The following is a 22,246-nucleotide window of genomic DNA, read 5'->3' as shown; positions in this document are numbered from 1 at the left end:
TTGTAGGGTGCAGTGGCGCCCCTCACCGTGGCGGGGCGCCGGTTTTTGTTATGAGAGTTATGAGTTGAGTGACAGCTCGCGGCAGATCAGGACAAAGAGATGCCCCTTGTCGTGAGCCGGGTTAAGGGTGAGCAGCTCTCGCAAGGTCTGTTCACAACTATCCCGCTGACCCAGCCCCAACAGGCCGAGCGCCCGGACCAGCAGACAGTGCTGGCGATGTTTGTGCTGCGGGTCGTCATCCAGCACGATGAGATCCGGCAGTGAGACGGCGAAGAAGTCCGCCTCGACCGACTCGCCCATCGCCTGCTCGGCCCAGCCGACCATCCCTTCAAAGAGACGCTGCGCCTCCGCAACCCGACCAAGACGTGCCAGCGCAATACCCTGATAGAAGAGATAATCCACCGGCTGATCGTTGTAGTAGCGGCTGGCCCCCAGCGAACCCTGACCCAGACAGGCCAGTTGCAGGCACTGGGCCGCCAGACTCTGGTTGTCACAGGCCAGATGGCAGAGCGCCAACAGGTAATGGATATCGTTGTCGGTCTGTCCTACCAGACGTCCCTCCCCCAGATTGAGGGGGTAGTGCAACGCCTGTTGCAGCAACGGAATAGCCTGCTCGTGGCGTCCCTGAATCATCAACGCCAACGCCCGGCGTTGCTGATTGATGAGGTACTGACCGGTCACCTTGCCCTCGCCCCCCTCCCAGGGGTGGAATTCGCGCAGCCGCAAGATCTCGGCCGCCGCATCCAGCTGGCCGGTGATGTGATAGAGGCTGAGCAGTTCGGCGGTCAGGTCGTCGCGCTTGAGGGCGACCGCACGGTGCGCCTCCAGCAGCGCCAACCGCTCGGCGGGTGCCATGGCACAACGTTTGTGCAGTTGATCCAGTTCAAACAGCAAACGGGCATCATCCGGCTTGAGGGCAAAGGCTCGGCTTAGACACTGCTCGGCCGCCACAGGATCGCCGCTCTTGTTGAAGTGATAGATGCCAAGGTTGCGCCATGCCGGGGCAAACCCGGGCGCCTGCTCGCACACCTGCTGCCACAGGGCAATAGCTTGCGGGTAGTTGCGCTTGCTGTAGTGGAAGCAGCCCAGCAGATAGCTGGCAAACCAGCTGTGTGGCAGTTGCGCCAGCATGGCCACCTCGCCAAGGGTATTGGGGAAGCGCACCTTGCGGCCAAAGGCCTGCTCGGCTCGCGCCAGCAGGGCATCCTGCGCCTCACCTTCCGGCAACAATGTAGCCTGGAACAGCAGCGGCAGGGTCTCCTCCACCGGCAGTGTTGAGAGCAGTTGCTGCGCCAGCTCGGGACGTCCCAGCGCCAGCAGATCGCTCGCCAGGAAGCAGAGATTCACCCCGCGCCCGTTGCACAGGGTGCGCAGCGCCTCGAGATCGTTCGGCTGCTCGCTTGCCAGCCAGCGCAGGAAGGCCAGCTGATAGTGAAGCGGATAACGGATGCGCTGCTCGTCGATATAAGCAATGGCTGCCTCCCGCTGGCCAGACTCCAGCAGCGCCAACCCTTTAAGGGCGATGGCGCCGTAGTGGGTACCGTTGACGGCAAGACTCTTCTCGACAAAGGGCAGCGCCTGGAGCGGGTCACGGCGCACCATGGCGATGCGGGCCAGCCCGAGGAAGCCGCTGTCGCGGCAGTTACCGCTCCAGGTCGCCTTGTAGAAGTCATCGAAGGCGGCATCAAACTGGCCCAGACGCTCCTCGATGTGGCCGCGCAGCAAACTCGCTTTGCCACACTGGGGGTTCTTGTTGAGGCGATGGGCACGGACCAGCGCCTGATTGACGTAGGTCAGCGCCTGCTCATAGTTGGCGCGGTTGTACTCCAGCGTTGCCAGGGCCAGATTGCAGCGATAGTCGCCACCATCCAGCTCCAGCGCCCGCAGGTAGTAATCAAAAGGCGAGCGGCTGGCGTGCAGATACTGCTCAAGATGCTGGCCGATGAAGTAGAGCTCGTCGACCGAGTCGAGATTGACGGCGGGCTCTGGCGCGGTGGCCGGATCAGGCAGGGCTTCGCCTGCGGGCTGATGCTCCAGATAGCTCAGGATCGGCTGGCCCTGCTCATCCAGCAGGCGTACCTGCAAGCGTCCCTCGCTGGTGATGGCCTGCGGCTCAAGCCAGGCCTGACCCGGCTGCAGATCTAGCGTCTGGGTGAACAGCACGCCACTCTCGTCACTTACCTCGAAACGGGCGTGGCACAGCGGCGCGATCGCGTAGGCACCGCACAGCAGACCATCATCGCTGCGCTCCAGCTTGATGGCGGCGCGGGTGTTGGCATTTTGCAGGGTGCCGAGGGTGTTGTAGGGCAGGAAGTTCTGCACAAACACCTTCTCCTCCCCCGCATCCAGCCAGGTAAAGTCAGGCTGGTTGTCGGTATAGACCCCGGTCATCAGCTCGATGTAGGGGCCGTTGTCATCAGTCAGGTTGCGATCCCAGGCCAGACCGAAGTCACAGTTGCCCCAGCTCCACTGCTTCTTGCCCGGCGAAACATGGTGGTCCGCCACGTGCAACAGGCCGCCCTGCTCGTCATGGCAGTAGGCACCGACAAAGTCGTAGTCGGACTTGTCCGCCATGTAGGAGGTGGGCACCGGAATGTTGCGGTAGCGGGAGATATCGACTCCAGCGGAGTAGTCCACCTTGTAGTAAGTGCCGCGAGCGATGGGGAAAGCGCTGACGTCGCGCTTGCCGTGATCGTAGACGGCGGTCACATCGGGTGGGAAAACGCTCTGGTGGGCATCGCCCCCTTTCACTGCCGGGTTGGACCACCAGAGGAAGTGGCGCGGCGTGTCGTTGCCGTTGAACACCTTGCCAGTGATCTCGATAAGCGCCTTGTCGGGATAGAGGGTAAAGCCCGCCATCACCTGCAGACCACGCATCGGCTCCACCTCGCCCAGCCAGACGGTCTTGGCGCCCCCCTCCAGTTCCGTAATGGTGAAGTCCACCGGCATGAAAGTGGTGGGTCTGTGGTGCTGCGGCCAGTTGAACTCGATGCCGCCGGAAATCCAGGGCCCCACCAGCCCCACCAGCGCCGGTTTGATCACCTCGTTGTAATAGACGAAGTCGCGATTCATCACCTTGTCGTAGGCACGGTGGATACGCCCCCCCAGCTCCGGCAGCAGCATCACCTTGATAAAGTTGTTCTCCAGCCAGACCGCCTGATAGGACTTCATCTGCTTCTGGCCAGTGAGGGTGTCGATCACCCCATAGGGATAGACAGCCCCCGAGGAGCCCTGATAGACCCGCTTCTCGAGAAACATGGGGTTGGGATCTTCGGCGCCCACCTCGTAGGTCGGCAGTGAGATGGTCTCTACCCAGACCTTGACATCAGCTCTCATTAATCTCGCCTCACTCAACATTTGTTAGTAAAGTTTTCAGTGAGATCAGATTAGAATGGTTAAGACTGCATTAATTGCTGAAAGATCACGCAATACAGTAAGCGGAGTTTAGTGAAGCGATGAGCATAGGGTTGAACAACCAGAAGGTCCGCCACCACAACAAGCAGGTGCTGCTGGCCCTGCTCTATCAGTTAAAAGAGGCGAGCAAGTCCACCCTGGCGCGCCACTGTGAGCTCTCCATTCCGGCGGTCAGCAAGATCCTTGACGAGTTGGTGGCCGATGGCGCCATCAGCCACAGCGATCAGAACCTCTCCCTGCGCGGTATCAATGGCGGCAGCTACCGCATTGCCAGCGGCCAGGGGGCCATTCTTTGCCTCAATATCAGCCCCACCCATCTGGAAAGCATCCTGGTGGATAACCTGATCACCCCGCTGGATGAGTTCAGCGACCAGAAGATTGCCCCGCAAGCCCCTGATGAACTGCTGCACCTGATTGAAGCGCACTACTACCAGCACAAGCGCCGCCACAAGGGACTGGCGATCCGGCTGGCCTTGGCAGTACACGGTCAGGTCAACCCGGCGACCGGGGTGTCGCAAACTATGCCGCAAGCCCCCTGGCACGAGCCAGTTGAGCTCAAGTACCTGCTGGAGGAGCGGCTGGGTTGCGAGGTGATGGTGGATAACGACTGCATCATGCTGGCACTGGCCCAGAAGTGGCAGGGCCGGGAAGGGAACGGGGATTTTTGCGTCATCAACGTCGATTACGGTATCGGATCGGCCTTTATCATCAACGACCAGATCTACCGGGGCGCCCTGTTTGGCAGCGGCCAGATAGGCCACACCATCATCAATCCGGACGGCAGCGCCTGTGCCTGTGGCCGCTATGGTTGCCTGGAGACAGTCGCCTCGCTGTTTGCCATCAAGAAACGGGCCCGGGTCTTTCTCAAGCAACAAGCCAGTACCGACAACCCGGCACAGACGGGTGTAGAGCTGGATACCGCCCAACTGCTCGCGCTCTACCATAAGGGGGATGCCATGATCCGTACTCTGGTGGACGAAGGGGCCCGCGCCATTGGCCTGAGCCTCTACAACTTCCTCAATATCCTCAACATCAACCGCATCTGGCTCTATGGCCGCAGCTGCGATTTTGGTGAAAGCTGGCTGCAAACGATCGTCAGTCAGACCGGCGCCAACCCGTTCGACTGCAGCGATGCAGTCAACGCCACCCATATCCGTTTCGGCCAACTCAGTCGCGCCCAGCAGGTGATGGGGATTGGCTATCTCTATGTAGAGCGAGCCTTGGCAAAGGCCACGTGAACATTGAGTTGACTGCTAGCTCCGGATACGTAGTTAGACCATCTTCAGCTTTTGCTGGAAACAAAAAGGCCATACCCTATTGGCATGGCCTTGTCTATTTAGATGAGGAAATCATCCAGCTGACGGCCTTGTTCCAATTGTTGCACCAAGAACTTGGGAGTACGCCCCTGACCGGTCCAGGTTTTCTCTACGCCATTTTCAACATAACGATATTTCGGGGGACGAGGTGCCCGTTTGGCTTTAGTCGCAGTTGCAGCTGCTGGAGTACTGCCAACCAACTCTGTCGGGTCAATACCAGCCTGCGCTAACATCGCCTGGAATTCAGCCAGCTTTTGCCGATGCTCAGCTTGGGCTGCTTGCTCTTTCTCTGTCTGCTCCAACCGTTCCAGATAAATCGCTTCAATCTTCTCGTGAGCTTCTTGTACTTGCTCCAGGGACAACTCACGCAGTGCGGCTCGCAGACTACGCACATTCAACAAGACTTTCAAAAATTCACTCATCAATTTCCTCTCGCTCAATAGATTGGGTAATAAAGGACAACAATATTTGATTGTCCAAGAAGATTATATCAACATTCCAATGTTGTCACCTACCCCTTTTGATTGCCAAGAAATATCGCACGAGTAAAAAGTACCATTTCACGCATGGATTACAATGGTTTGTTGAAATGACAAACTTATTTAATGCATCCCATCCACACTGAGCAAATCACAGCCATCCATATAGTGCTTACATGCCTTGGTGTTAGCGTTGATGACTATACCAACCCCACCCTACACCTCAGCTAAAATAAATGCATCTGGACGCATCACAGCACATTTGGTGATAACACCCTACCCTCACTAGGACACGATACCCGCCCTCACTCCTTGATGGCCAGCCCCATTCATCTATCACGAACGGTACTTAGATAAAGATAAAAACATTATTTCCATACTCACTAAAAATAAATAACAAATTCCGCGGTAGCTAACCGGCTCATACTGCTATCTCACTTAACGTGAATTGAAATATGCACATCACGGTCTTATTAACTGAAGAGACTGTCATCACAGCCTACACATACAATCGCGGCCTACCTCGTGCTGTAACGTGCTTGGGCAAGTTTCCTTTGAAGAAGGTACGGTGTTTTTTGAGCTTCAACTTGGCGGCAGGCTCTGATTTAGTCAGATAAGCAAGGGCTTTTTGTAAAAAGCCTCGTTTCGTCTTGTCGGCATGCCCCACCATGCCAATCCCGCACTCCCGATACTCAGCCTTTTTCTGATTGCAATTATGCCCTCTGCCCCGGTTGCCGGTGATATGCAACCATTCCTTAATGATGGCAGCTGCGTAGTAAACATCACGCCGGAAATGAGCACCATTCATAAAAACTGCCAAGTGAAAATGAAAGCCTGTGTGAGGTGCAAACTCCAAACGACAAACATACCCCACCCAATTGGCAGCCAATGCCCCCTTACCACGGGTTTTAAACAGCGTCTTTTTGTGTTTGATGATCTCTTCAATAGAAAGCTCATCCAAGCACTCTGTTTTGTAGTACAAATCGACCCGCAGCACCAGGAGGCGAGCATAGCGCCCAAACAACCCATTCATATAGCGACGCAGTGAGGCGGTATTCCTCTGCGCCCCCTTCATGAAGGTATCGCACTTGCCCTGAATGGCTTCTGACTTCAATTCCGACATCAACTGCTGATACCTGAGATCTAGCTTCTCCTGCGCATCTTGGCTGGTGCCACCATCCATGATCATCTCACGAAGTTGATGCTTGACGACGAAATTACACAAGCAGGCCAACTTGGGATCCAAATTAAAATACTCCTGATGCAGGTACACCTGCACAGCAAGCGTGATGATACCTGATAGCCTCGCCCCCTCCTTGGTAAGAGGATAAATCCCCCCCGCCATCTTACTTGAAAATAGAGCAGGAGGCGTCTCCCTCTGCACCAGATAGTCGATAAACTTGAATAGTTTCGGGTAATAAATAGATTGATGACACATCTCGCTCAGCGTTCTTGTTATAGAGGACGCCTTTTTCATGCGCAACGCTTTCGTTGGTTTATGCTGTATAGGGATAGCATCGATATCAATGTAATTATACTTAAGCATGCCGATTAATAATTCCATGTTTTGATGTTAACGATGAGTGAGGACATGTGGTCATGTCCTGCTCGTATTAGGTTGTCTCTTCATTCAATCATGGCTGATTGAGTAAGTCGTAGGCTGCCTATCGTTGCATCGAGTGATGCATGAGCTGACGTGTAAATGAGCTCACCTTAGTTATTTATTAGATGGCAGAATAAATTACGTCAGCTTAGACATTAGTTAATGTGAACTACTAATAACATTAAAAACCAATATTCATGACTCAATTTAAAACTGTGACATCAGCAAAAGCGTGCATCTAGCGCTGATTTCTTCGACATAACCGACCATCTAAAAACAACTTGCGCTTGTATAGTTAGCGTACCTTTATTTAAGGTCTCAGGCTTGTTTGTGCATGGCCAGACACGCTATCAGTCAGTTGTCTTTTAGTCGGCATGACGGGAGGTCTATTCTACCTCCATCAGAATATTAACCAGGATGTTATGTTTTATTGTCACCTTTGTAATAGCACACCATCGTCATTGCTTTATGCCCTTGATGGCGATATTCCGTGCGAAGATGGACCTTGTTCTTTGCCATTAACTCATCAATGGCCTTGTCCAGCACAGCAACACTTCTTAATGCCACGAACGCTTTTTGAAGAATTTCATTTTTAGGGATTTCAAAATCAACCCTGCTCCCTGCACGTTTTTTCAACCACGCATCTAACTCTTCTGCATGAGTACGCATGCTCGGCATGACATCATCAGCCATCAAGTGAATATGCTGCTTGAAGAAATAGTCGACGATGGTAATAGCTGCTCGCACGGTAGCAGTAGAAACCATCTTACCTCCTGTACAGAAGGCTTCCAGCACCCCGGCTATACGTGCAACATGCTCAAAGTACTTGGCACCAAAATTGCAGTACTGGTGAAGGTCACCCTGAGGATCAAGTCTCAACGTGACAGTATTGGCAGTTTCACAAAGCAAGGTTCTCGCCTCTGCACAAAGTTGCAGGCTGATGTACTCGTAGCCTGCCTCCCGACGCGCCATCGATTGCATCAAAAGTGCTGCTTGTCGCTGGGAAAACCATTCCAGCGCCGCGCGCTCAACCTCGTCTTGCTGCTCTTGTGCATCGCCTATGAGCCGCTCCCCCATTGTCGATTTAGGCGCGCAGATGAGTAGACGCGCACAGAGACCTGATGTGATGGCAACGCCACGCTGTTGTTTGAGCATGCGGTGAAACGATGCAGGCTGCGTCATCAACAAACTGCTAAATCGTGCATTGTCAATCGAGAACGCAGCATGACTGCTACCGCGGTCAACCCTGATACACTGCTCATCCCACAGCGTGTTGAGTAAATGCGGTTTGTGGAATAGCTCGTTATCCAGAATGCTGCCAGCCTCATCGGAGAATAAAAAGAGCGAGGGCCATCCCGTCCCCAGGAGCTTCAAAAGCCCAGCCGTCGTCAGATCGTTCACCAGTAAGCGTTTTTGGACAGGCTTAGTTGGTTTGCTCGCCATATGCTCATCCAGGCGGCGCTTGCATGCCCCTTCCTCCTCACCCAGTGTAATGGCACGCTGGTACCCTTTTTTCAGCACTTTATGTTTGATCTCCCAATGTTCCAGCTCGTCAGCAAACTGCGCCATCTCTGTTTGATACTGCATGGCGAGATCACTCTCGAGTGTACGAATGGACTTCAGGAAACATTTAGCAACGGATGACTTACCCTCGCCAGAGCCGGCTACGACCATGATGCTGGCCGACAGGGGGAAAGACATGTTGTCCAAGGGCGTGATGACAAACAGATCATGAACTGCAGGTACCATCATGCCAATCAACATGCACCCGATGAGCTCCTCTGAAGCTTGCGTTTGTTTCTTCACACCGCGGATGACCGCCTGCAATTGCTCAGACAACGCAGATACAGGAAACCCTACAGGAGCAAGTGCTGCGCGTTGGGCTTCAGATTCTTGTTGGTTGGCAGCTTCCAAGATCTCGGTAAATGATGGCTGATCGCGAAAGATAAGCTCACCCTTCTCATTAATCATTTTTTGAACCCTCGAGCGAAGAATGGCGCGCCTCAACATAAGGACGCGTCGCACACCAATGCATGACCTCACTCATGCGCCACCCTTTTATCCCACGAGCGGCACCGAAGGGAGAAAGACTGACTGGGCGCGGAAAATCGGGGTCGTAGCCCTTGGACTTGGGGTTGAGGCGGTTATAAATGGTGGAGCGACCGTACCCTGTCAGGCGTTTCACCTCGGGCAGTCGGATAATTCTGTCTACGTGCTGCATCAGTTGAGTCGCAGCACCAGTTTCACTCGTGTACATCGCCATGTGATTTCCTCCGTTTAATATGTACGAGGCCATCATACGGAGCGCATTTTTTTCCGCAGCATGAGGTTCTTTTAAAGAACTTAATGTTGACATGACGAACATCGCATGAGGTGCGCCATCGATTTCTACCTTGGCAACAACATGTTCTACTTGCTCCTTGATAGGTGCAGTCTATTGAAAAAGAACCAATAACTGTGATTCCCTTCCAACACAGAATAAACACAATGCGTAATAATCTCGTTGATGTAACGGCTCATCAGGAGGGGCGGCATAATGAAAGCACGTATTACGCATGCAGACTTTAATACTCTACTGGCTCACGCTACCGAGCAGCTTATTGAGTTCTACGTTATTTACAACCACGCCAGATTAAATAAACCATACGAAATAATTTCATTGAAAGAGATAAATAACGAAATCATTTCCATGCTTCACGATGCTGAAGTTAACGATGAACATATTGTAAAGTTAAAAATCACCTCTGAATTCTGGGACTCGGTGCAATGCAACTTCTCTTACGACCGAGTATTAAGTTTGGCATTGCTTTCAGAAGAAGAAAAAACAATATATAAAAACCTTGTTTTATTTATTAAAGATCTCAAATCCAACCCAGATTTCATTAAAACAATAAATTACTTGAACAGTGGTTTTTTCCACCTGAATTGGTTAAGAATTGCAGATATCATTAATGCTGTGACACCACAAGATTTTTTAAAAAACATAAGAGATGCAAAAAAATACTTACAAAGTAAACGACGAGTAGGTAGTCATGATGATAACCAGCCCATTCGCACATCCCTTGAAGCCAATACTGCTCAACCCACACCGCTAAGTCACGCATTATCATTTTATCCAGAAAAACTGAAACCTGGGATATTTTATGTCTACCCCCAGATTGATGATAATTCACCAATATCCTCATTGGCGATAAGCTGTCACTTCAATGCAAAAAAAGAAGACATACATGAAGCTTTTGATGAATACGAATACCAATTTGAAAAATTTAGAAATTATTATCACATGAACAGCAATGACTTTATCGAAGCTCCAGAAATTGAAAAGCTAAGGCCATTACTAAAGCGAAACCTCAATAAAAATAAGTATGTGAAGAGAAAAAGCAACATAGAAGAACATATTCTCGCACTCATTTGCTGGGAAAAAATAAATCTGGATGGAATTGGGACCAATGAGGCTATATCATCAGTTCTCCCAAAGGGCTATTCAAGCAATAAGTTTGCCTCGTTAAAAAATAGACTCGCGCTTATCTCCACTGCTATTGATGAATGGGGCAATTATTACGATGAAATGAATTGCCTATAGTGAGTGGTATTGATGAGACATACGGGTCAGAATGATGCGTCTGTCATTCTGACCCGTAAATCCAGATCGAGAAGACACATAGCCGTTTGCACAAACCGCCACTCTCTCCCCTCCCCTACCGCGACAAATCACCCCAAAAGGCGATGATATTTGTCATTATCTTGCTACTGTAGCAAAAATAGCAGATAGCAAAGCCCTTCAACATCTTATTTATGCTTGCATTATTCAAAAAATGCATGAAGGACCTAAGCGAGCATCCATCTCCAAATATATTCATCCCTATATAACCTTTGTGATATTTATACATAGAGGGATTAAATATGGCACACTTGATTGAAACAATGGCCTACACTGGCCAAACCCCTTGGCATGGCTTGGGTAATCAATTACCAGAAAAACAATCTTTAGATATCTGGCAGCAAGCGGCCGGAATGGACTGGACTATCGAACAAAGTGATGTGCTCTACAATGTCACCTCTGATGCGCTGCATATCCGCCCCTTTACGATGAGTAAAGTCCTTTACCGCTCCGATACGCTGGCTCCACTCTCGGTGGTTTCCAAACGTTACAATGTGGTACAGCCTCACGAGGTATTGCATTTCTATCAGGATCTGGTGCAAGCAGGTGGGTTTGAATTAGAAACAGCAGGCGTATTAAAAGGAGGGAGAAAGTTGTGGGCATTGGCCAAGACGGGCCAGGACATGAAACTAAACGGCGGCGACACCGTTAAATTCTATTTATTGCTGGCGACCAGTTGTGATGGCACCCTCTGTACCACAGCTCAATTTACCTCTCTGCGGGTGGTTTGTAATAATACATTACAGATGGCACTCAACGATAAAGCCGATGCCATTAAAGTGCCCCACTCAACTAAATTCAACCCGGAACATGTCAAAGAGGTGCTCGGTCTTGGTTTAGCAAACTGGGACCTGTTTCAACGCAATATACATGAGCTAAGTCATCGCTCAGTCTCTCCTGCTGAAGCTATTCTCTTCTTCAGTGACCTGATTAATGACCCGACAGGTGATGACAGCAACATTGTACTGAGTCGTCCTACCAAGAAATTACAGGAACTCTACCAAGGTGCAGGAATGGGCTCAGACCTTGCCAATGCCAAAAATACTGCTTGGGGCTTAGTTAATGCTGTCACGAAATATGTCGATCATCATCGCCGTGCACGCAGTCAGGATAATCGACTTGATTCAGCCTGGTTCGGCCAAGGTGCTCAGCTCAAATCCCACGCCCTGGAAAAGGCTCTCACGTTACTACAATAATTGTTCTTCTCTTTATACCACCGGCATAAACATCCTTACCCGGATTGGTTGACGCCAGTCCGAGTAAGGCGATTTATGCCATCAACGTTGTCTAATTCATTTACTTTGATTGGGTTAATCGCGTCACAAGACGGCTAATGGTTTCCAGCAACAAGGTCCGGTCGGCATCATCAAGTTGTGCCAATTGCTGGCTCAACACAATGCTCTGCTCGGTGGGTCGGTTACTGGTCTCACGCAAAAAGTCCGCCAGTTCACAGCCAAACAGCTGAGCCAGCTCCGCCAGCCGGACCACCGTTGGCACCACGATACCTCGCTCCATCCGGGAGACGGCCTCCATCCCGATATTGAGATGTTCAGCCACCTGCTCTTGGGTAAATCCAGCCTGGTTGCGCTGGCGCCCAATCGCTTTACCCACGCTCTTGGCCAGCTGTTCAAAGTTGATGTCTGTCATAGTCCCTCCAATCAACCCTTATGGTTGACCATGGACCCATTGACGATAAGGACCCAAAAAGGTGAATATCAACTCTATAGGTTTATCTTGAGCATAATACGATGACCATTAAGACTGCTCGTGTCGCCATCCAGGCAAGACGTGTAGCCCGCTGTCCTCGCTGGCTCGAGCATCACTCACGCTCTTTTCACACTCACTATATTACCCAAGGAGAAAATCATGATCCGCTACCCCATCATTGCCACCCTCTTTTTACTGGCTGCCACCATTCATTCCCTCTGGACTGGAGGCTCACCCCAACTTGGGGTATGGGGCCATATCTGGTTCTTTGTGTTCGGTTCACTGTTCTCGTCGCTGGGGATGATGGCTGGCGAACTCTTTCGCCGCTTCACTCAGCCTGATTTGCTGCTGGCTGACGGCACACAGGAGATGTTCAAGAAGAAGCTGTTTTGGAAAGCCGGTCCCCAGCTCATCGGGGGCGTCGTTGGCTACATTGCTGCCGGCGGCTTTTTACAGAATGTGTTGGGTTACTACGTTGGATAAGGAGCATTAACCATGAAAAACTCTTGGATCACGTTGACGGCCATCCTGCTGTGCAATAACGCCCTGGCCTATGGTGAGGCCGGAGGCTGGAGCAGTGGCTGGGGTCAGGGCACCAGCGAATACACGGCGGTGGTCAACGAGCAGAACCATCTCTATATCGCCTGCAATGACACCCGCAAGGTCAGCATGACGGCTACCGTACAGGGCAAGGAGTATGGCTCTTATGCAGGACAAGCCTTCTCCATCATCGTCGATGGTAGCCAATACGATGCGCCCTACGAGACCGAGTCCCGTGTCGGTGAGAATAATTTCTTCGACATGTGGGGCAAGCTGCGCAAGGCCAAGTCGATCCGCATTTTGACGGCTGACGGTAAGCAACTCACACTGCCGACCAAAGAGGTGGCCTCTGTGCTGCCCGCCACCAATACCCCCGAGTTTGACTGCTTGATGTGGGACCAGTAGCTCACACCCATTCCATCCCAGAGGAGGCCTTTGCCTCCTCTTTTCATTTCCACCATTCACCCACCCGTGAAGGAGACACACTATGCCACCCTGCATTCCCCCCGAATGCGAGCCGTTCGATCACCCAGGCTTTTGGCGAAAACTTTGGGCCTTTGCCAAACGTGCCGGTCGGCCCTTTATCGAGACCTGTCTGTTGCTCTACTACACCAGCCAGAAAGAGGATTTGCCGCTGTGGACCAAGCTGCTGATTTACAGTGCGCTGGCCTACTTTATCTCGCCCATCGATGCCATTCCGGATGTGCTACCGATGGGGTTGGCCGATGACATCGCGGTGCTGAGTGCCGCACTCGCTAGTATTACCGCCTTCATTGATGACCAAATCCGTGCCCGTGTTGCCAGAACAATGCGTGACCTGTTCGGCGACGTTTAACCCGTTCAAGGAGTACACCATGACTATTCCCTTTTTCCGGGATGGCTTTGCCCTGCCCGTTGCCCAAGCGCTGCTCACGTTACTCAATCAGGAGGTCAGCCATATCGGCCTCAACCTCGAGCGCCTGACCCAACTCACCTTCAACTTTCGCAGTCCCACCTACAGCCCCGAGCAAGGAGGGACTCACCCCGTCGAGATACGTCTGATACGCGGCCTTGATGGCTGGCTGTTCGATTACGTCACCGACTTCAGCTACCAGGGACTGGGCCAGGATGCCGAGCTCTGCAAGGAGCTCGATTTCAACTTTCTGGATGACGAACACTATTTGCAAGGATGGGGCCCGATGCAACGCACCGAGGCCCATGAGTTATTCACCCTGTGGCAGACCAACTTTGTTGCCTACTGCCGGATGGCGTACTTTACCGTCACGGTCAGTGGGGAGTAGGAGGTGTGTGATGACTAACGAACTGCCGCTCTCTCACTATTCACGCCAGTGGCTGGGGCTGGTTGCGGCCAAGACCAAGCTGATACCTACTCGCCAGGGCGAGCGCTGGTTGCTGCACCTGACCCCTAATAGCCCACATGCCCGCACGGTCACGCTGCATCTGCGTTGGTCTGGGATGCAGTGGCAACTGCTCTCCCTCACCAATGCCGAGGACTGGCGCACCATGAGCCAGCCCATGGATGAAATCTGCGTTGACCCTACGCGTCGTTGCTTCTGGCGCGGCCAGGCAGGACCGGTGCCACTCTCTGAGCAGCCCCGCGTGCTGAGTAGCTTTCTGAACGACCTGCAGCGTACCTGCATTCATCACGGCTATTGCGTGGAGAGTGACCCCTTACCCCAAGAGGAGGCTCACGATGTCCAAACAACCGATAGCCGTTGAGCTCGAAGCCATCAATCGAGATGGCGAGACGCAGGTGGTGCGTGACAGTGGACTGGCCGTACAGGGCTACAGCGTCTATCTGCGGGTGGTGAAAGCAAGCGAGCTGGCCTTAGCTACCTGGGTAGCTGACTACGACACCATCGGACCGGCCTACCAGCTGGCGGAACGGCTGCGTGTGGCCCTCGCTATCCCGCTCACTGTGCAGGTCCCCGAATCGCTGACACCGGTACAGAGTGACCCTGCAGCGACGACAGGCCCCACCACGGCCAACTGAAAACCCCTTTCGAGCGAACCAACAACCGATCTACCTTTGACCCCGCTATGCTTCATGCATGCTGGGGTCTTTCTTTTTCAGGAGACCACCATGCGTTATCACAAGCTCAAAGCCGGGGAATGCCCTGGCACTTATGTCGTCACTGAACCGGTGACCGAGCAAGACCTGCTGCGCATCGCCAACCAGATTGCTCGCAAACGCCTGGCCAAAGGCACTGCCATCACCAGTACTACAGAGGCCTCAGAGCGGCTGCAAACCCTGCTGCAGGACCGGGAGCATGAAGTGTTTGGGGTACTGTTCCTTGACTCCCAGCATCGCGTGTTGGCTTTTGAGGAGCTGTTTCGCGGCACCCTCGACAGTGCCAGCATCTACCCACGGGAAGTGGTCAAGCGGGCCTTGCTACTCAACAGTGGGGCCGTCATTGCAGTGCACAATCACCCAAGCGGTGATCCTGAACCCAGCCACTCTGACAGGGTCTTTACACAGGCCCTCAAAGAGGCCTTGGCCCTGGTCGATGTCCGGTTGCTCGACCATCTGGTGGTCGGTGCTGAGGGTGTCGTCTCGCTGGCCGAAAGAGGTCAGCTATGAACCAGACCCCAGGTAAAAACCACCTCACCACCCTCGATATCCTCCTCGAGCTGCGCTGCTGGCTGGCAGACAACGTCGAGATGCAAGCAGAGCCCGCCATCGTGGCTCACCTGCCCAATGGCTACCTGCTCACCCAAACTGACTGTATCGAGGCCATTGATGCGCTGCTGCATCAGCTGCGCCATTAGCCGCGCCAAGAAGGGACAAGCACCATGCGATTACCCAATCCCTATTCCCTTGAGGAAACTCTCGGGAAGCTACGCAGTGGCCTGACAACCGCCTGTAACGAGGATGCACTGGCATTGTTGGAGAAAGCCGTCAACAAAGCGCGTGATGACGAGGTTTATGCCAAGCAGCTTGAAGAGGCCTTGCTGCAAGGATCCACCATCGAGATACGCGACTGTCTCAGCTGCTTTGGCGACTACGTTGAGCGCTCCCGAGACGCACCGCCCTATTACCCGCATCACGATGCCGTCAACGGCATTGATTCCACGCTCTACGCCATCCTGTTCGATGCCGCTCACCCAGAAGCCGAGCAGGCGCACGAATAACGCCAGCATCCCCAAACCCGGAGCATCAGGTCCAACACCATGCTCCGGATATTCCGATCCCCCCAACAAGGCCACCTCACTACAGGTGGCCTTTTGCATTTCAAGGAGTCACCCCATGTCTGCTTTCATGATTGACCGCAAGGACTACCTTGCCTTTGCCGTACAGTTACACCGCTTTTGCAATGCCCCGATGCCACCGCACTACACCCTTGAGTTGCTGCGCACCCTCTGGTGGAACTCGCCAATGGATGTCACCAGTACCTGGGCATGGCGGGTAGATCGGTTAGTGCTACTGATGATGCTCGCCAACCGGCGGGCCGTCTGGCATCGCTATCAGTTAGGACGCCAGCAAGACCAGAAGGAAGGCTCGACCAAGCTAGGGCCGCTTAAACCTGCCCATCGCTACCACCAAGCACCACTTACTGATGCCGAACTGGTGGCGCTGTACAAATTCACCTGCTGCGCCCTGTACCAGTCGAGTGAATGGAGCGGGAGCCCTGAGCAGGCACCTCGGCTAGTGAAGGTAATCCAGCAGTTGCAGCAAGCGCTGGCGCAAGACGTGCTGACCCGGCTGTCACTGTGGGAGCAAGCCCCTTGGGGGGAGATGTAATGAACCTTTCCATCACTCTGACGGTGACAAGCTCACCACCGAGCTCAACCGCCCAGATAGCCCAACGTGTCTCCGATGACATGGCACACCTGCATCACCGTCTAGGGGATGGGGTCAGTGATGAACTGGGCATCAGCATCAGTTACTTGGTCGAACAGTTTGCGCTACTGGCAGCGGTTTACCGTTCACCTGCAGAAAGAGAGAAACACCCATGATCGAATTCAACGATAGCTTCACTCAGGTCGCAGTCGCTCAGGCAATGAGCGCACATAGCGATTTGCATCGGCTCATTGCCTATCAGCTCACCTTCCCGAAGTGGGCACACGACTATGACGAGACCGGCAAACGCACTGGCCCCGACAAGATCAAGCCCGTGCCAACGATGCACAAGACCACGCTGTTCGTGAGTCCACTGGACATGGTGGACAACCTGCCCCGCGAGATTAACTTTGCTTGGTGGGAGCGTGAGTGCAACGACCTCGGCTATCCCGTTGGGGAGTGGCGACGCACCATTGTGGGTGCCTACTTCAACCACGGCACCAACGACAACCCAAACTGGAGCAGCCACACATGAGCAACTTCGAGCACATGACATGGGGACTGGGCACCCCTAACCTGCCCAAGCTGGGGGCTCGAGCCATTCTGCAACGTGGTTATGTTGATTTCCTGGGCGACCGTGCCGGTATGTACGGCGAGCCAGACGAGGCGTGGCGGGCCGAGTGTGGCACTGTGCTGCAGCACTTTCTGCGTGAGTTAACCAAGATGGCCAAGGCATACCAGATATGCACCGACATGGACGAGGTGTTTCGCCTTGAACACAAGGGCTGGGTGTGTGAAGCCAGTCCGAGGCGCAGCTACGGCTACCTCTACCTCGACATCTACCACCCCGCTAACTAGCGGGGTGTTTGTTTCAAGGATAAATATCATGAACAAGTTCTATCACGTGGGCACACTGGCCCGCCGTGACGTCACCGCCCTGCTGCACAAGCTGACGCACAATGCAGCCGCCAATGCCGAGGGGATCCTCAACTACGTGGGCAGCAAGCTGAACCCCTACGACCCGCGCAAAGAGAAGGCCAAGGCACGGCACACATTGCGCCGGGTCAAGAAGGCTCTGAAGGTAGGGCGTATCCCGCTTGAGCTCACCGTGACTGGTTGCCGTATAGACCGGGGCTGCCATCAGGCTGACCGTTACTACTACGACCGGGCGCTGCTGGCTCAAGGTTGGCAGCAATACGATACCGAGGAAGACGCGTGGTATTTCGGCATCTGGATCCACACAGAGAAGCTTGAGACCTTTACCTACGCCGAGGGGGATACCAACCATGTGATTGCACCGAACGTTGAGGCGTTTCGCGCTGAATTGGCGCGGCTCTATCAGTACCACCCGCAAGCTCCGGCGTTTATCTGCATCGACCCGGAGACGGGCGTTGTGACCCACCATTTTGAAGCCAAACCGGAGGTGTGAAATGGCTAAGAACATCACCATCAAGGTGCCCGGCAAGCACCCGCAAACCGGTGAGCTCACCACCTTTGAGCTTAAGGGCCAGCGCATGGATATCGACATCGGTGGCCAAGCAGTGCCTTTCCTTATTCACGGGAGGGGCATCGGCACTTCGCTCACCCACATCACGAGTGGCTACCGCATAGCCCTGCTCGGCGGCTGGCTGTCCGCTCGTTACGCAATACCTGAGAATAAGCCCAGCAGAACAGCCTGTGCCCAGATGGTTATAGACCGGCTAGTGGCTCAATACGGCTCGCGACACCTGCTGGACCGGCTCAATTGCAAGCCAGTGATCAATGAGACGGCTGACAGCGCCCGTTGACGCCACAGCATCTCGCTCATCTACAGACAGCATAAAGGGCCAGCCTGAGAGGGCTGGCCCTTTTCATTACTGGAGTCACCGAACATGACCCGTCTTATCACCGGGCTCGAGGTGCATCGCTATGCCCCCGAGCTGAACAAACTGCATCTACGCAACCGCCAGACGTTACCCGCTCCCGGCATCACCACCATCAAGGAGGCCAAAACCCGTCTGTTTGGCCGTTGGCAGCCAGGGCATCAGGTGCCCATCACCGTGAGCCACCCCGACTACGTCAATCTCTCACGGCTCTACCGAGGGCGACTGGCAAGCCTGACAGAGCTCCCAGAGCACCTGACCAGACTACGCCAGCGCCACAACGTGCCAGGCACCCGCATCGACATTCAACTGAGGTACCGCTAATCATGAGCACAACCCATCCCACGCACTCTCCAGAGCTCCAGACTCTCACACCGCTTCCAAGCATTTGCTGGGGTCTGCCACGTGATATCTCCCCACGCTTTGGCGCTCGTCTGATACAGAGTCGCTACCGACTGGATTTTCTACCCGATCGATCCAGTCTGATAGGTGAATGGAGTCAGATGCAGATAGCCAAGCTCGACCTGGCTTTCCCGGAGATCATCAAAGCTCTGGAAGCCAAGCTGCTGACCGGCGAACTGGATGCCCAACGTCAGCACTGCATCACTATCCAGCACGGAGGCTTTACCTGCGAAGCCGATACCCTTGGCAGCTACGGCTATGTCTACTTAGCCATTTACCCAACGACGAACATGGACGCCAATCCTGACCGCAAGGCGTGACCACCAATCCGCTTGTGGTAACATTTTTCAACCTACTCGTCCGTGATAAGTGGGTCGGTCGTGGGGAAGGCCAATTCATGGCCTTCCCTTTGTTTTTTATGATCCCATCCTAGATGGAATCACCGTTTCCTGAACCTGACTAACTCCAATTTTTCCGGTATCATACGAGCCATGTTTCATCTGAGAGCAAGGTACCAACATGCCATTTTGGAATTGAGTAAACAAGAATCAAGTTAGGGAACTCGGCACCAAAGTGCCACACAACCTGCAGCAATCAGAGATCTATTACAGGAATACTCCCAAGAAAATGTACCAATGATTGGCCAAAAACAACCTAAAAGTCACTCCTACTTTGTAAAGGCTCTCATTTCGCTATTGTAAAGGCTCTCATTTCGCTATCGCGAGTTAAATTGAAGTTAACCTAAAGGATTCCAGTATGGATAAAGTACAGAATGAAAATTGTATAGATAAATGGCGATTTATCCTCTCCTTCTTTCTTTTCTTCTGGATAATAACCTGCACCTTAATCACAGTTAAATACCTTCTCCTTACTTGGGGTGGAGATTATACCTTTCTAACCTTATTACTTCAGCCTGCAGGCGGTCTAGTGATCAGTGATGAAATAAGATTGGCTACATTTACGATTGCCGGTGCTTTGCTTGGTGGTTCAACCCTCAGCATAACTTCGCTGCATAAGTATTCGGCAGTAACTAAAACTTTAGATATAGATCATGTGTGGGGGTATCTCATGGCACCCGTACTTTCAATTGTAATCGGTTTACTTATCTTCTGCCTGCTCTATAGCGGATTAATGGTTCTGAACGGTGGAACTAGTGTAAATTCTGAATTATCCAGCGTTAGGATTGGATACCTTTCTCTCGGGGCAATTTGTTCTTATAACTGGGATGTATTCATACTAAAACTACAACGATTATCAAAGCATGTAGATAATGGGTAAAGAGAACGATGGTCTCTTTACCCACTACCCTAGTTTACTATATGCATGAACCCATATTGGTGTAATGGGGTTTTAATTGCGTACACCAAGACTTTAGGGTATTGGCTCGCCGTGAAATCGTGTCACCAGAAAGAGATGGACAGCATTGGCTTAAGAACTCCATCGCAGTACTGGCATCAATGTCAGCCAGACTTGTAATGTCACAATAATTCATCCACGCCCAAGCACACTCACTCCCCTCAAAGGCATTCGCTGTAATTCGATATCGTGTACTCTCATCAGAGAGTGCCAGTCGTTCCCCTTGTGGGGTTAATTCTCCATTGTATTCTAGGAATCCTAGAATAAGTGCGGCATGGCGATAATAATCAACTAAGCGTTTATCTACATTCAAATTTTCCGCTGTGATTGGCTCATTGTTCCATTTGAGTTCAACATACTGAAATACTGTTTCAATACTATTTCCCTGTGGGACCTTGATGGATGAGATATAGGTCATAGCTCGTGATTTAAGCTTCGATAAATATAATTCAGCATCAACTTTATAAAGCTTAATGATCTGATCTGGTGATGCTGATGAGCGAAGTTCAAAGTCAACGCTTGATAGCTCAAGTGCTTTCAAGAAATTAAGAAAAACCTTGATGTCGATATCATTTGATTCCAACAGATGGGTGATGTCCTTCTTGTGGATCATAAGTGATGATACTTGACCTAAGAACTCTTCAAACTTTGAGAGCTCCTCTGCATGTAACGAAATAGCGAAAGAACCATAACGCGCATTCAGCGCCTGCATATTTCCTTTCACACCTATTGAACGATTGAAGCCGAATACCAACTCACTGAAGCGATCACACACTTGGCTCACGTGTTCAAGTGAAACGTTCTGTTTTGCCTTTTTATTATATTTTGAGACAATAACTTCATGTGTAGGCACAAGATTATCATTCAATAGAGTAGATGAGTATGCTACAACTCTTTTAACAAAAATCCCTGGTGCTGGTAGAGTTATTTCCGCTATTTTGTTTTTATGCTTAAACTCAAAACTTAACGAAAGCTCTGTTGAAAAGGGAAGTGCCAGTGCGCAAAAGTAGTCTTGCTCTTGACGTTCGAGCATATCACGCAGACCGACTTTTGCTTTTTCATAAGCAATGAGCCGAGCTTTAGAGCATGGGATAATGTACCAATTTTCATAATCAGCATCATCCCCTACCCAGTAAACGAAGAAGGTTGAACCACTTTCATTCTCGGCGTAGAAGATCTTAGGTCCCTCAAATTCAAGATAGACGTTAACTATTCTAAGCTGACCTAATGCTGGGACACTGGCAAATATATCCATTTATTTCACCTCACTAAAATTCAGGTGAACACGACTGTTCTTTTTGAGCCACAGCGTGAAATGCCCCGCAACTAGCGTTTTGCGGATTTTCCCCATACCAGCACTTATCGTGCCACATGCGAGCTTTCGCTGCTTTAAAGCCTCGGGCAATGAGGCCATAACCTCAACCAACAAATCTTTGCTATTCCACACACTGGTGCCATAAACAGCCTGTTTTTCCTCCAAAGTATGACATTGTTTATGCCTATTTGGTTGCTCCTGATGAGTACAAAAAAAGCATTTTTCAGTCGGAGGAATCGACTTGACTAGCCTATACACTATTTCCTCTGCATTTGCATCAAAGGCATCCATTGGAGGAAGTGCTAGGTCGGAAGGGTAAAAATCCGGCCAACCATCCTTATCATCGTTTTTCTGCACTTTAATTTCTTTCTCTAGCCAGTCCAGGAATATGCTTCTACGACCCATCAAAAAGCGAAATGCATTATAAAATCAGATAGATGTTTCATCGCGAAGCGTTCACTTAATGGCCTAGCATTATAAATGGATTTGTAAGTAAAGAAAATTTTTCTTCGTATACAATCTCTACAAAACTTACCATCTCCACACATTTGGTAAGCATCGACTAGGCTAGACTGTCCAACAGGGTACAAGTTAGTTCCGTACCAGCCAACATCAGATGGCATAGTGGATGGCACATCGAAAATTGCACATAAAGAAAAAGCCCAAGCAATTCAATTGCTTGGGCTTATCATTTGGCGGTGAGGGAGGGATTCGAACCCTCGATACGTTGCCGTATACACACTTTCCAGGCGTGCTCCTTCAGCCACTCGGACACCTCACCAAATTTTGGTCTGTTGTTTAACGTGTTCA

General features: G+C 51.9%; 29 protein-coding genes and 1 tRNA gene. 21 read left to right on the top strand and 9 right to left on the bottom strand.

Going from position 1 to position 22,246, the window contains the following annotated elements:
• Positions 1-57: 57 nt before the first annotated feature.
• Positions 58-3,336, bottom strand: a complete 3,279-nt coding sequence (locus AAHA39_RS01525; RefSeq protein ID WP_320656413.1) for a DUF5107 domain-containing protein — start codon at positions 3,334-3,336, stop codon at positions 58-60.
• Positions 3,337-3,455: 119 nt separating this feature from the next.
• On the opposite strand from AAHA39_RS01525, the gene AAHA39_RS01520 reads away from it, so the two are divergent.
• The gene (locus AAHA39_RS01520; RefSeq protein WP_320656414.1) at positions 3,456-4,652 is read left to right on the top strand and encodes an ROK family transcriptional regulator; all 1,197 of its coding nucleotides are present in this window, start codon (positions 3,456-3,458) and stop codon (positions 4,650-4,652) included.
• Between the two features lie 98 nt (positions 4,653-4,750).
• Here the strand turns inward: AAHA39_RS01520 and AAHA39_RS01515 are convergent, their stop codons facing one another.
• The 4 genes from AAHA39_RS01515 to AAHA39_RS01500 all read right to left on the bottom strand — a co-directional run bounded on the left by AAHA39_RS01515 (position 4,751) and on the right by AAHA39_RS01500 (position 9,075).
• The gene (locus AAHA39_RS01515; protein ID WP_320656415.1) at positions 4,751-5,152 is read right to left on the bottom strand and encodes an H-NS family histone-like protein; all 402 of its coding nucleotides are present in this window, start codon (positions 5,150-5,152) and stop codon (positions 4,751-4,753) included.
• A 556-nt stretch (positions 5,153-5,708) separates the two neighbouring features.
• A complete protein-coding gene (locus AAHA39_RS01510; RefSeq protein WP_320656416.1) occupies positions 5,709-6,773 on the bottom strand; it encodes a YagK/YfjJ domain-containing protein in 1,065 nt (354 codons plus the stop codon).
• Between the two features lie 459 nt (positions 6,774-7,232).
• Positions 7,233-8,783 (bottom strand): YfjI family protein, encoded by a 1,551-nt coding sequence (locus AAHA39_RS01505; protein WP_320656417.1) that lies wholly within the window; start codon positions 8,781-8,783, stop codon positions 7,233-7,235.
• On the bottom strand, positions 8,776-9,075 hold the full coding sequence (locus AAHA39_RS01500) for a helix-turn-helix transcriptional regulator (RefSeq protein WP_320656418.1): 300 nt from the start codon (positions 9,073-9,075) through the stop codon (positions 8,776-8,778). The genes AAHA39_RS01505 and AAHA39_RS01500 overlap by 8 nt, the downstream gene beginning before the upstream one ends.
• A 273-nt stretch (positions 9,076-9,348) precedes the next feature.
• Between AAHA39_RS01500 and AAHA39_RS01495 the strand changes: the two genes are divergently transcribed.
• Positions 9,349-10,395, top strand: coding sequence for a hypothetical protein (locus AAHA39_RS01495; protein WP_320656419.1), 1,047 nt, complete (start codon positions 9,349-9,351; stop codon positions 10,393-10,395).
• Positions 10,396-10,715: 320 nt separating this feature from the next.
• Positions 10,716-11,669, top strand: coding sequence for a DUF932 domain-containing protein (locus AAHA39_RS01490; RefSeq protein ID WP_320656420.1), 954 nt, complete (start codon positions 10,716-10,718; stop codon positions 11,667-11,669).
• 100 nt (positions 11,670-11,769) lie between these two features.
• On the opposite strand, the gene AAHA39_RS01485 is transcribed toward AAHA39_RS01490, so the two are convergent.
• Positions 11,770-12,120 carry a helix-turn-helix domain-containing protein gene (locus AAHA39_RS01485; protein ID WP_101320151.1) on the bottom strand — a complete coding sequence of 117 codons (351 nt, stop codon included), beginning with the start codon at positions 12,118-12,120 and terminating at the stop codon, positions 11,770-11,772.
• Between the two features lie 219 nt (positions 12,121-12,339).
• Here AAHA39_RS01485 and AAHA39_RS01480 point away from each other — a divergent pair, with 219 nt between their 5' ends.
• The 18 genes from AAHA39_RS01480 (at position 12,340) to AAHA39_RS01395 (ending at position 20,043) form a co-directional block, all read left to right on the top strand.
• Positions 12,340-12,663: a hypothetical protein gene (locus tag AAHA39_RS01480; protein WP_320656421.1), complete on the top strand. Its 324-nt coding sequence runs from the start codon at positions 12,340-12,342 to the stop codon at positions 12,661-12,663.
• Between the two features lie 12 nt (positions 12,664-12,675).
• Positions 12,676-13,125, top strand: a complete 450-nt coding sequence (locus AAHA39_RS01475; protein WP_320656422.1) for a hypothetical protein — start codon at positions 12,676-12,678, stop codon at positions 13,123-13,125.
• Between the two features lie 82 nt (positions 13,126-13,207).
• Positions 13,208-13,555 (top strand): YkvA family protein, encoded by a 348-nt coding sequence (locus AAHA39_RS01470; RefSeq protein WP_320656423.1) that lies wholly within the window; start codon positions 13,208-13,210, stop codon positions 13,553-13,555.
• 19 nt (positions 13,556-13,574) lie between these two features.
• A complete protein-coding gene (locus tag AAHA39_RS01465) occupies positions 13,575-14,000 on the top strand; it encodes a DUF2787 domain-containing protein (protein ID WP_320656424.1) in 426 nt (141 codons plus the stop codon).
• Positions 14,001-14,010: 10 nt separating this feature from the next.
• A complete protein-coding gene (locus AAHA39_RS01460) occupies positions 14,011-14,439 on the top strand; it encodes a hypothetical protein (RefSeq protein ID WP_320656425.1) in 429 nt (142 codons plus the stop codon).
• A complete protein-coding gene (locus tag AAHA39_RS01455) occupies positions 14,414-14,713 on the top strand; it encodes a hypothetical protein (protein WP_320656426.1) in 300 nt (99 codons plus the stop codon). The genes AAHA39_RS01460 and AAHA39_RS01455 overlap by 26 nt, the downstream gene beginning before the upstream one ends.
• Before the next feature lie 90 nt (positions 14,714-14,803).
• Positions 14,804-15,301 carry a RadC family protein gene (gene radC / locus AAHA39_RS01450; protein WP_320656427.1) on the top strand — a complete coding sequence of 166 codons (498 nt, stop codon included), beginning with the start codon at positions 14,804-14,806 and terminating at the stop codon, positions 15,299-15,301.
• Complete coding sequence (locus tag AAHA39_RS01445; RefSeq protein ID WP_320656428.1) at positions 15,298-15,489, top strand: hypothetical protein; 192 nt, start codon at positions 15,298-15,300, stop codon at positions 15,487-15,489. The genes radC and AAHA39_RS01445 overlap by 4 nt, the downstream gene beginning before the upstream one ends.
• A 24-nt stretch (positions 15,490-15,513) precedes the next feature.
• Positions 15,514-15,852 (top strand): hypothetical protein, encoded by a 339-nt coding sequence (locus AAHA39_RS01440; protein ID WP_320656429.1) that lies wholly within the window; start codon positions 15,514-15,516, stop codon positions 15,850-15,852.
• 115 nt (positions 15,853-15,967) lie between these two features.
• Positions 15,968-16,462: a hypothetical protein gene (locus AAHA39_RS01435; protein ID WP_320656430.1), complete on the top strand. Its 495-nt coding sequence runs from the start codon at positions 15,968-15,970 to the stop codon at positions 16,460-16,462.
• Entirely contained in the window at positions 16,462-16,677 is a 216-nt protein-coding gene (locus AAHA39_RS01430; protein ID WP_320656431.1) for a hypothetical protein, read from the top strand. Before AAHA39_RS01435 ends, AAHA39_RS01430 begins: the two co-directional genes overlap by 1 nt.
• Positions 16,674-17,036, top strand: coding sequence for a hypothetical protein (locus AAHA39_RS01425; RefSeq protein ID WP_320656432.1), 363 nt, complete (start codon positions 16,674-16,676; stop codon positions 17,034-17,036). Before AAHA39_RS01430 ends, AAHA39_RS01425 begins: the two co-directional genes overlap by 4 nt.
• Entirely contained in the window at positions 17,033-17,359 is a 327-nt protein-coding gene (locus AAHA39_RS01420; RefSeq protein ID WP_320656433.1) for a type IV toxin-antitoxin system YeeU family antitoxin, read from the top strand. Before AAHA39_RS01425 ends, AAHA39_RS01420 begins: the two co-directional genes overlap by 4 nt.
• A 28-nt stretch (positions 17,360-17,387) precedes the next feature.
• A complete protein-coding gene (locus tag AAHA39_RS01415) occupies positions 17,388-17,930 on the top strand; it encodes a hypothetical protein (protein WP_320656434.1) in 543 nt (180 codons plus the stop codon).
• Position 17,931: 1 nt separating this feature from the next.
• Positions 17,932-18,288 (top strand): hypothetical protein, encoded by a 357-nt coding sequence (locus AAHA39_RS01410; RefSeq protein WP_320656435.1) that lies wholly within the window; start codon positions 17,932-17,934, stop codon positions 18,286-18,288.
• An 84-nt stretch (positions 18,289-18,372) separates the two neighbouring features.
• Positions 18,373-18,687: a hypothetical protein gene (locus tag AAHA39_RS01405; RefSeq protein ID WP_320656436.1), complete on the top strand. Its 315-nt coding sequence runs from the start codon at positions 18,373-18,375 to the stop codon at positions 18,685-18,687.
• A 2-nt stretch (positions 18,688-18,689) separates the two neighbouring features.
• Complete coding sequence (locus AAHA39_RS01400) at positions 18,690-19,085, top strand: type IV toxin-antitoxin system YeeU family antitoxin (protein ID WP_320656437.1); 396 nt, start codon at positions 18,690-18,692, stop codon at positions 19,083-19,085.
• A gap of 436 nt (positions 19,086-19,521) precedes the next feature.
• Complete coding sequence (locus AAHA39_RS01395; protein WP_320656438.1) at positions 19,522-20,043, top strand: hypothetical protein; 522 nt, start codon at positions 19,522-19,524, stop codon at positions 20,041-20,043.
• A gap of 37 nt (positions 20,044-20,080) precedes the next feature.
• Here the strand turns inward: AAHA39_RS01395 and AAHA39_RS01390 are convergent, their stop codons facing one another.
• The 3 genes from AAHA39_RS01390 to AAHA39_RS01380 all read right to left on the bottom strand — a co-directional run bounded on the left by AAHA39_RS01390 (position 20,081) and on the right by AAHA39_RS01380 (position 22,217).
• A complete protein-coding gene (locus AAHA39_RS01390; protein ID WP_320656439.1) occupies positions 20,081-21,376 on the bottom strand; it encodes a DUF6575 domain-containing protein in 1,296 nt (431 codons plus the stop codon).
• Complete coding sequence (locus AAHA39_RS01385; protein WP_139401085.1) at positions 21,377-21,793, bottom strand: hypothetical protein; 417 nt, start codon at positions 21,791-21,793, stop codon at positions 21,377-21,379.
• Positions 21,794-22,129: 336 nt separating this feature from the next.
• A tRNA-Ser gene (locus tag AAHA39_RS01380) sits at positions 22,130-22,217 on the bottom strand.
• Positions 22,218-22,246 lie beyond the last annotated feature (29 nt).

It is taken from the genome of Aeromonas sp. SE22, from assembly GCF_038739755.1.
GTDB lineage: Bacteria > Pseudomonadota > Gammaproteobacteria > Enterobacterales > Aeromonadaceae > Aeromonas > Aeromonas jandaei.
Note: the sequence above shows the minus strand (reverse complement) of the source record. Positions and strands in the feature narration are given on the sequence as shown.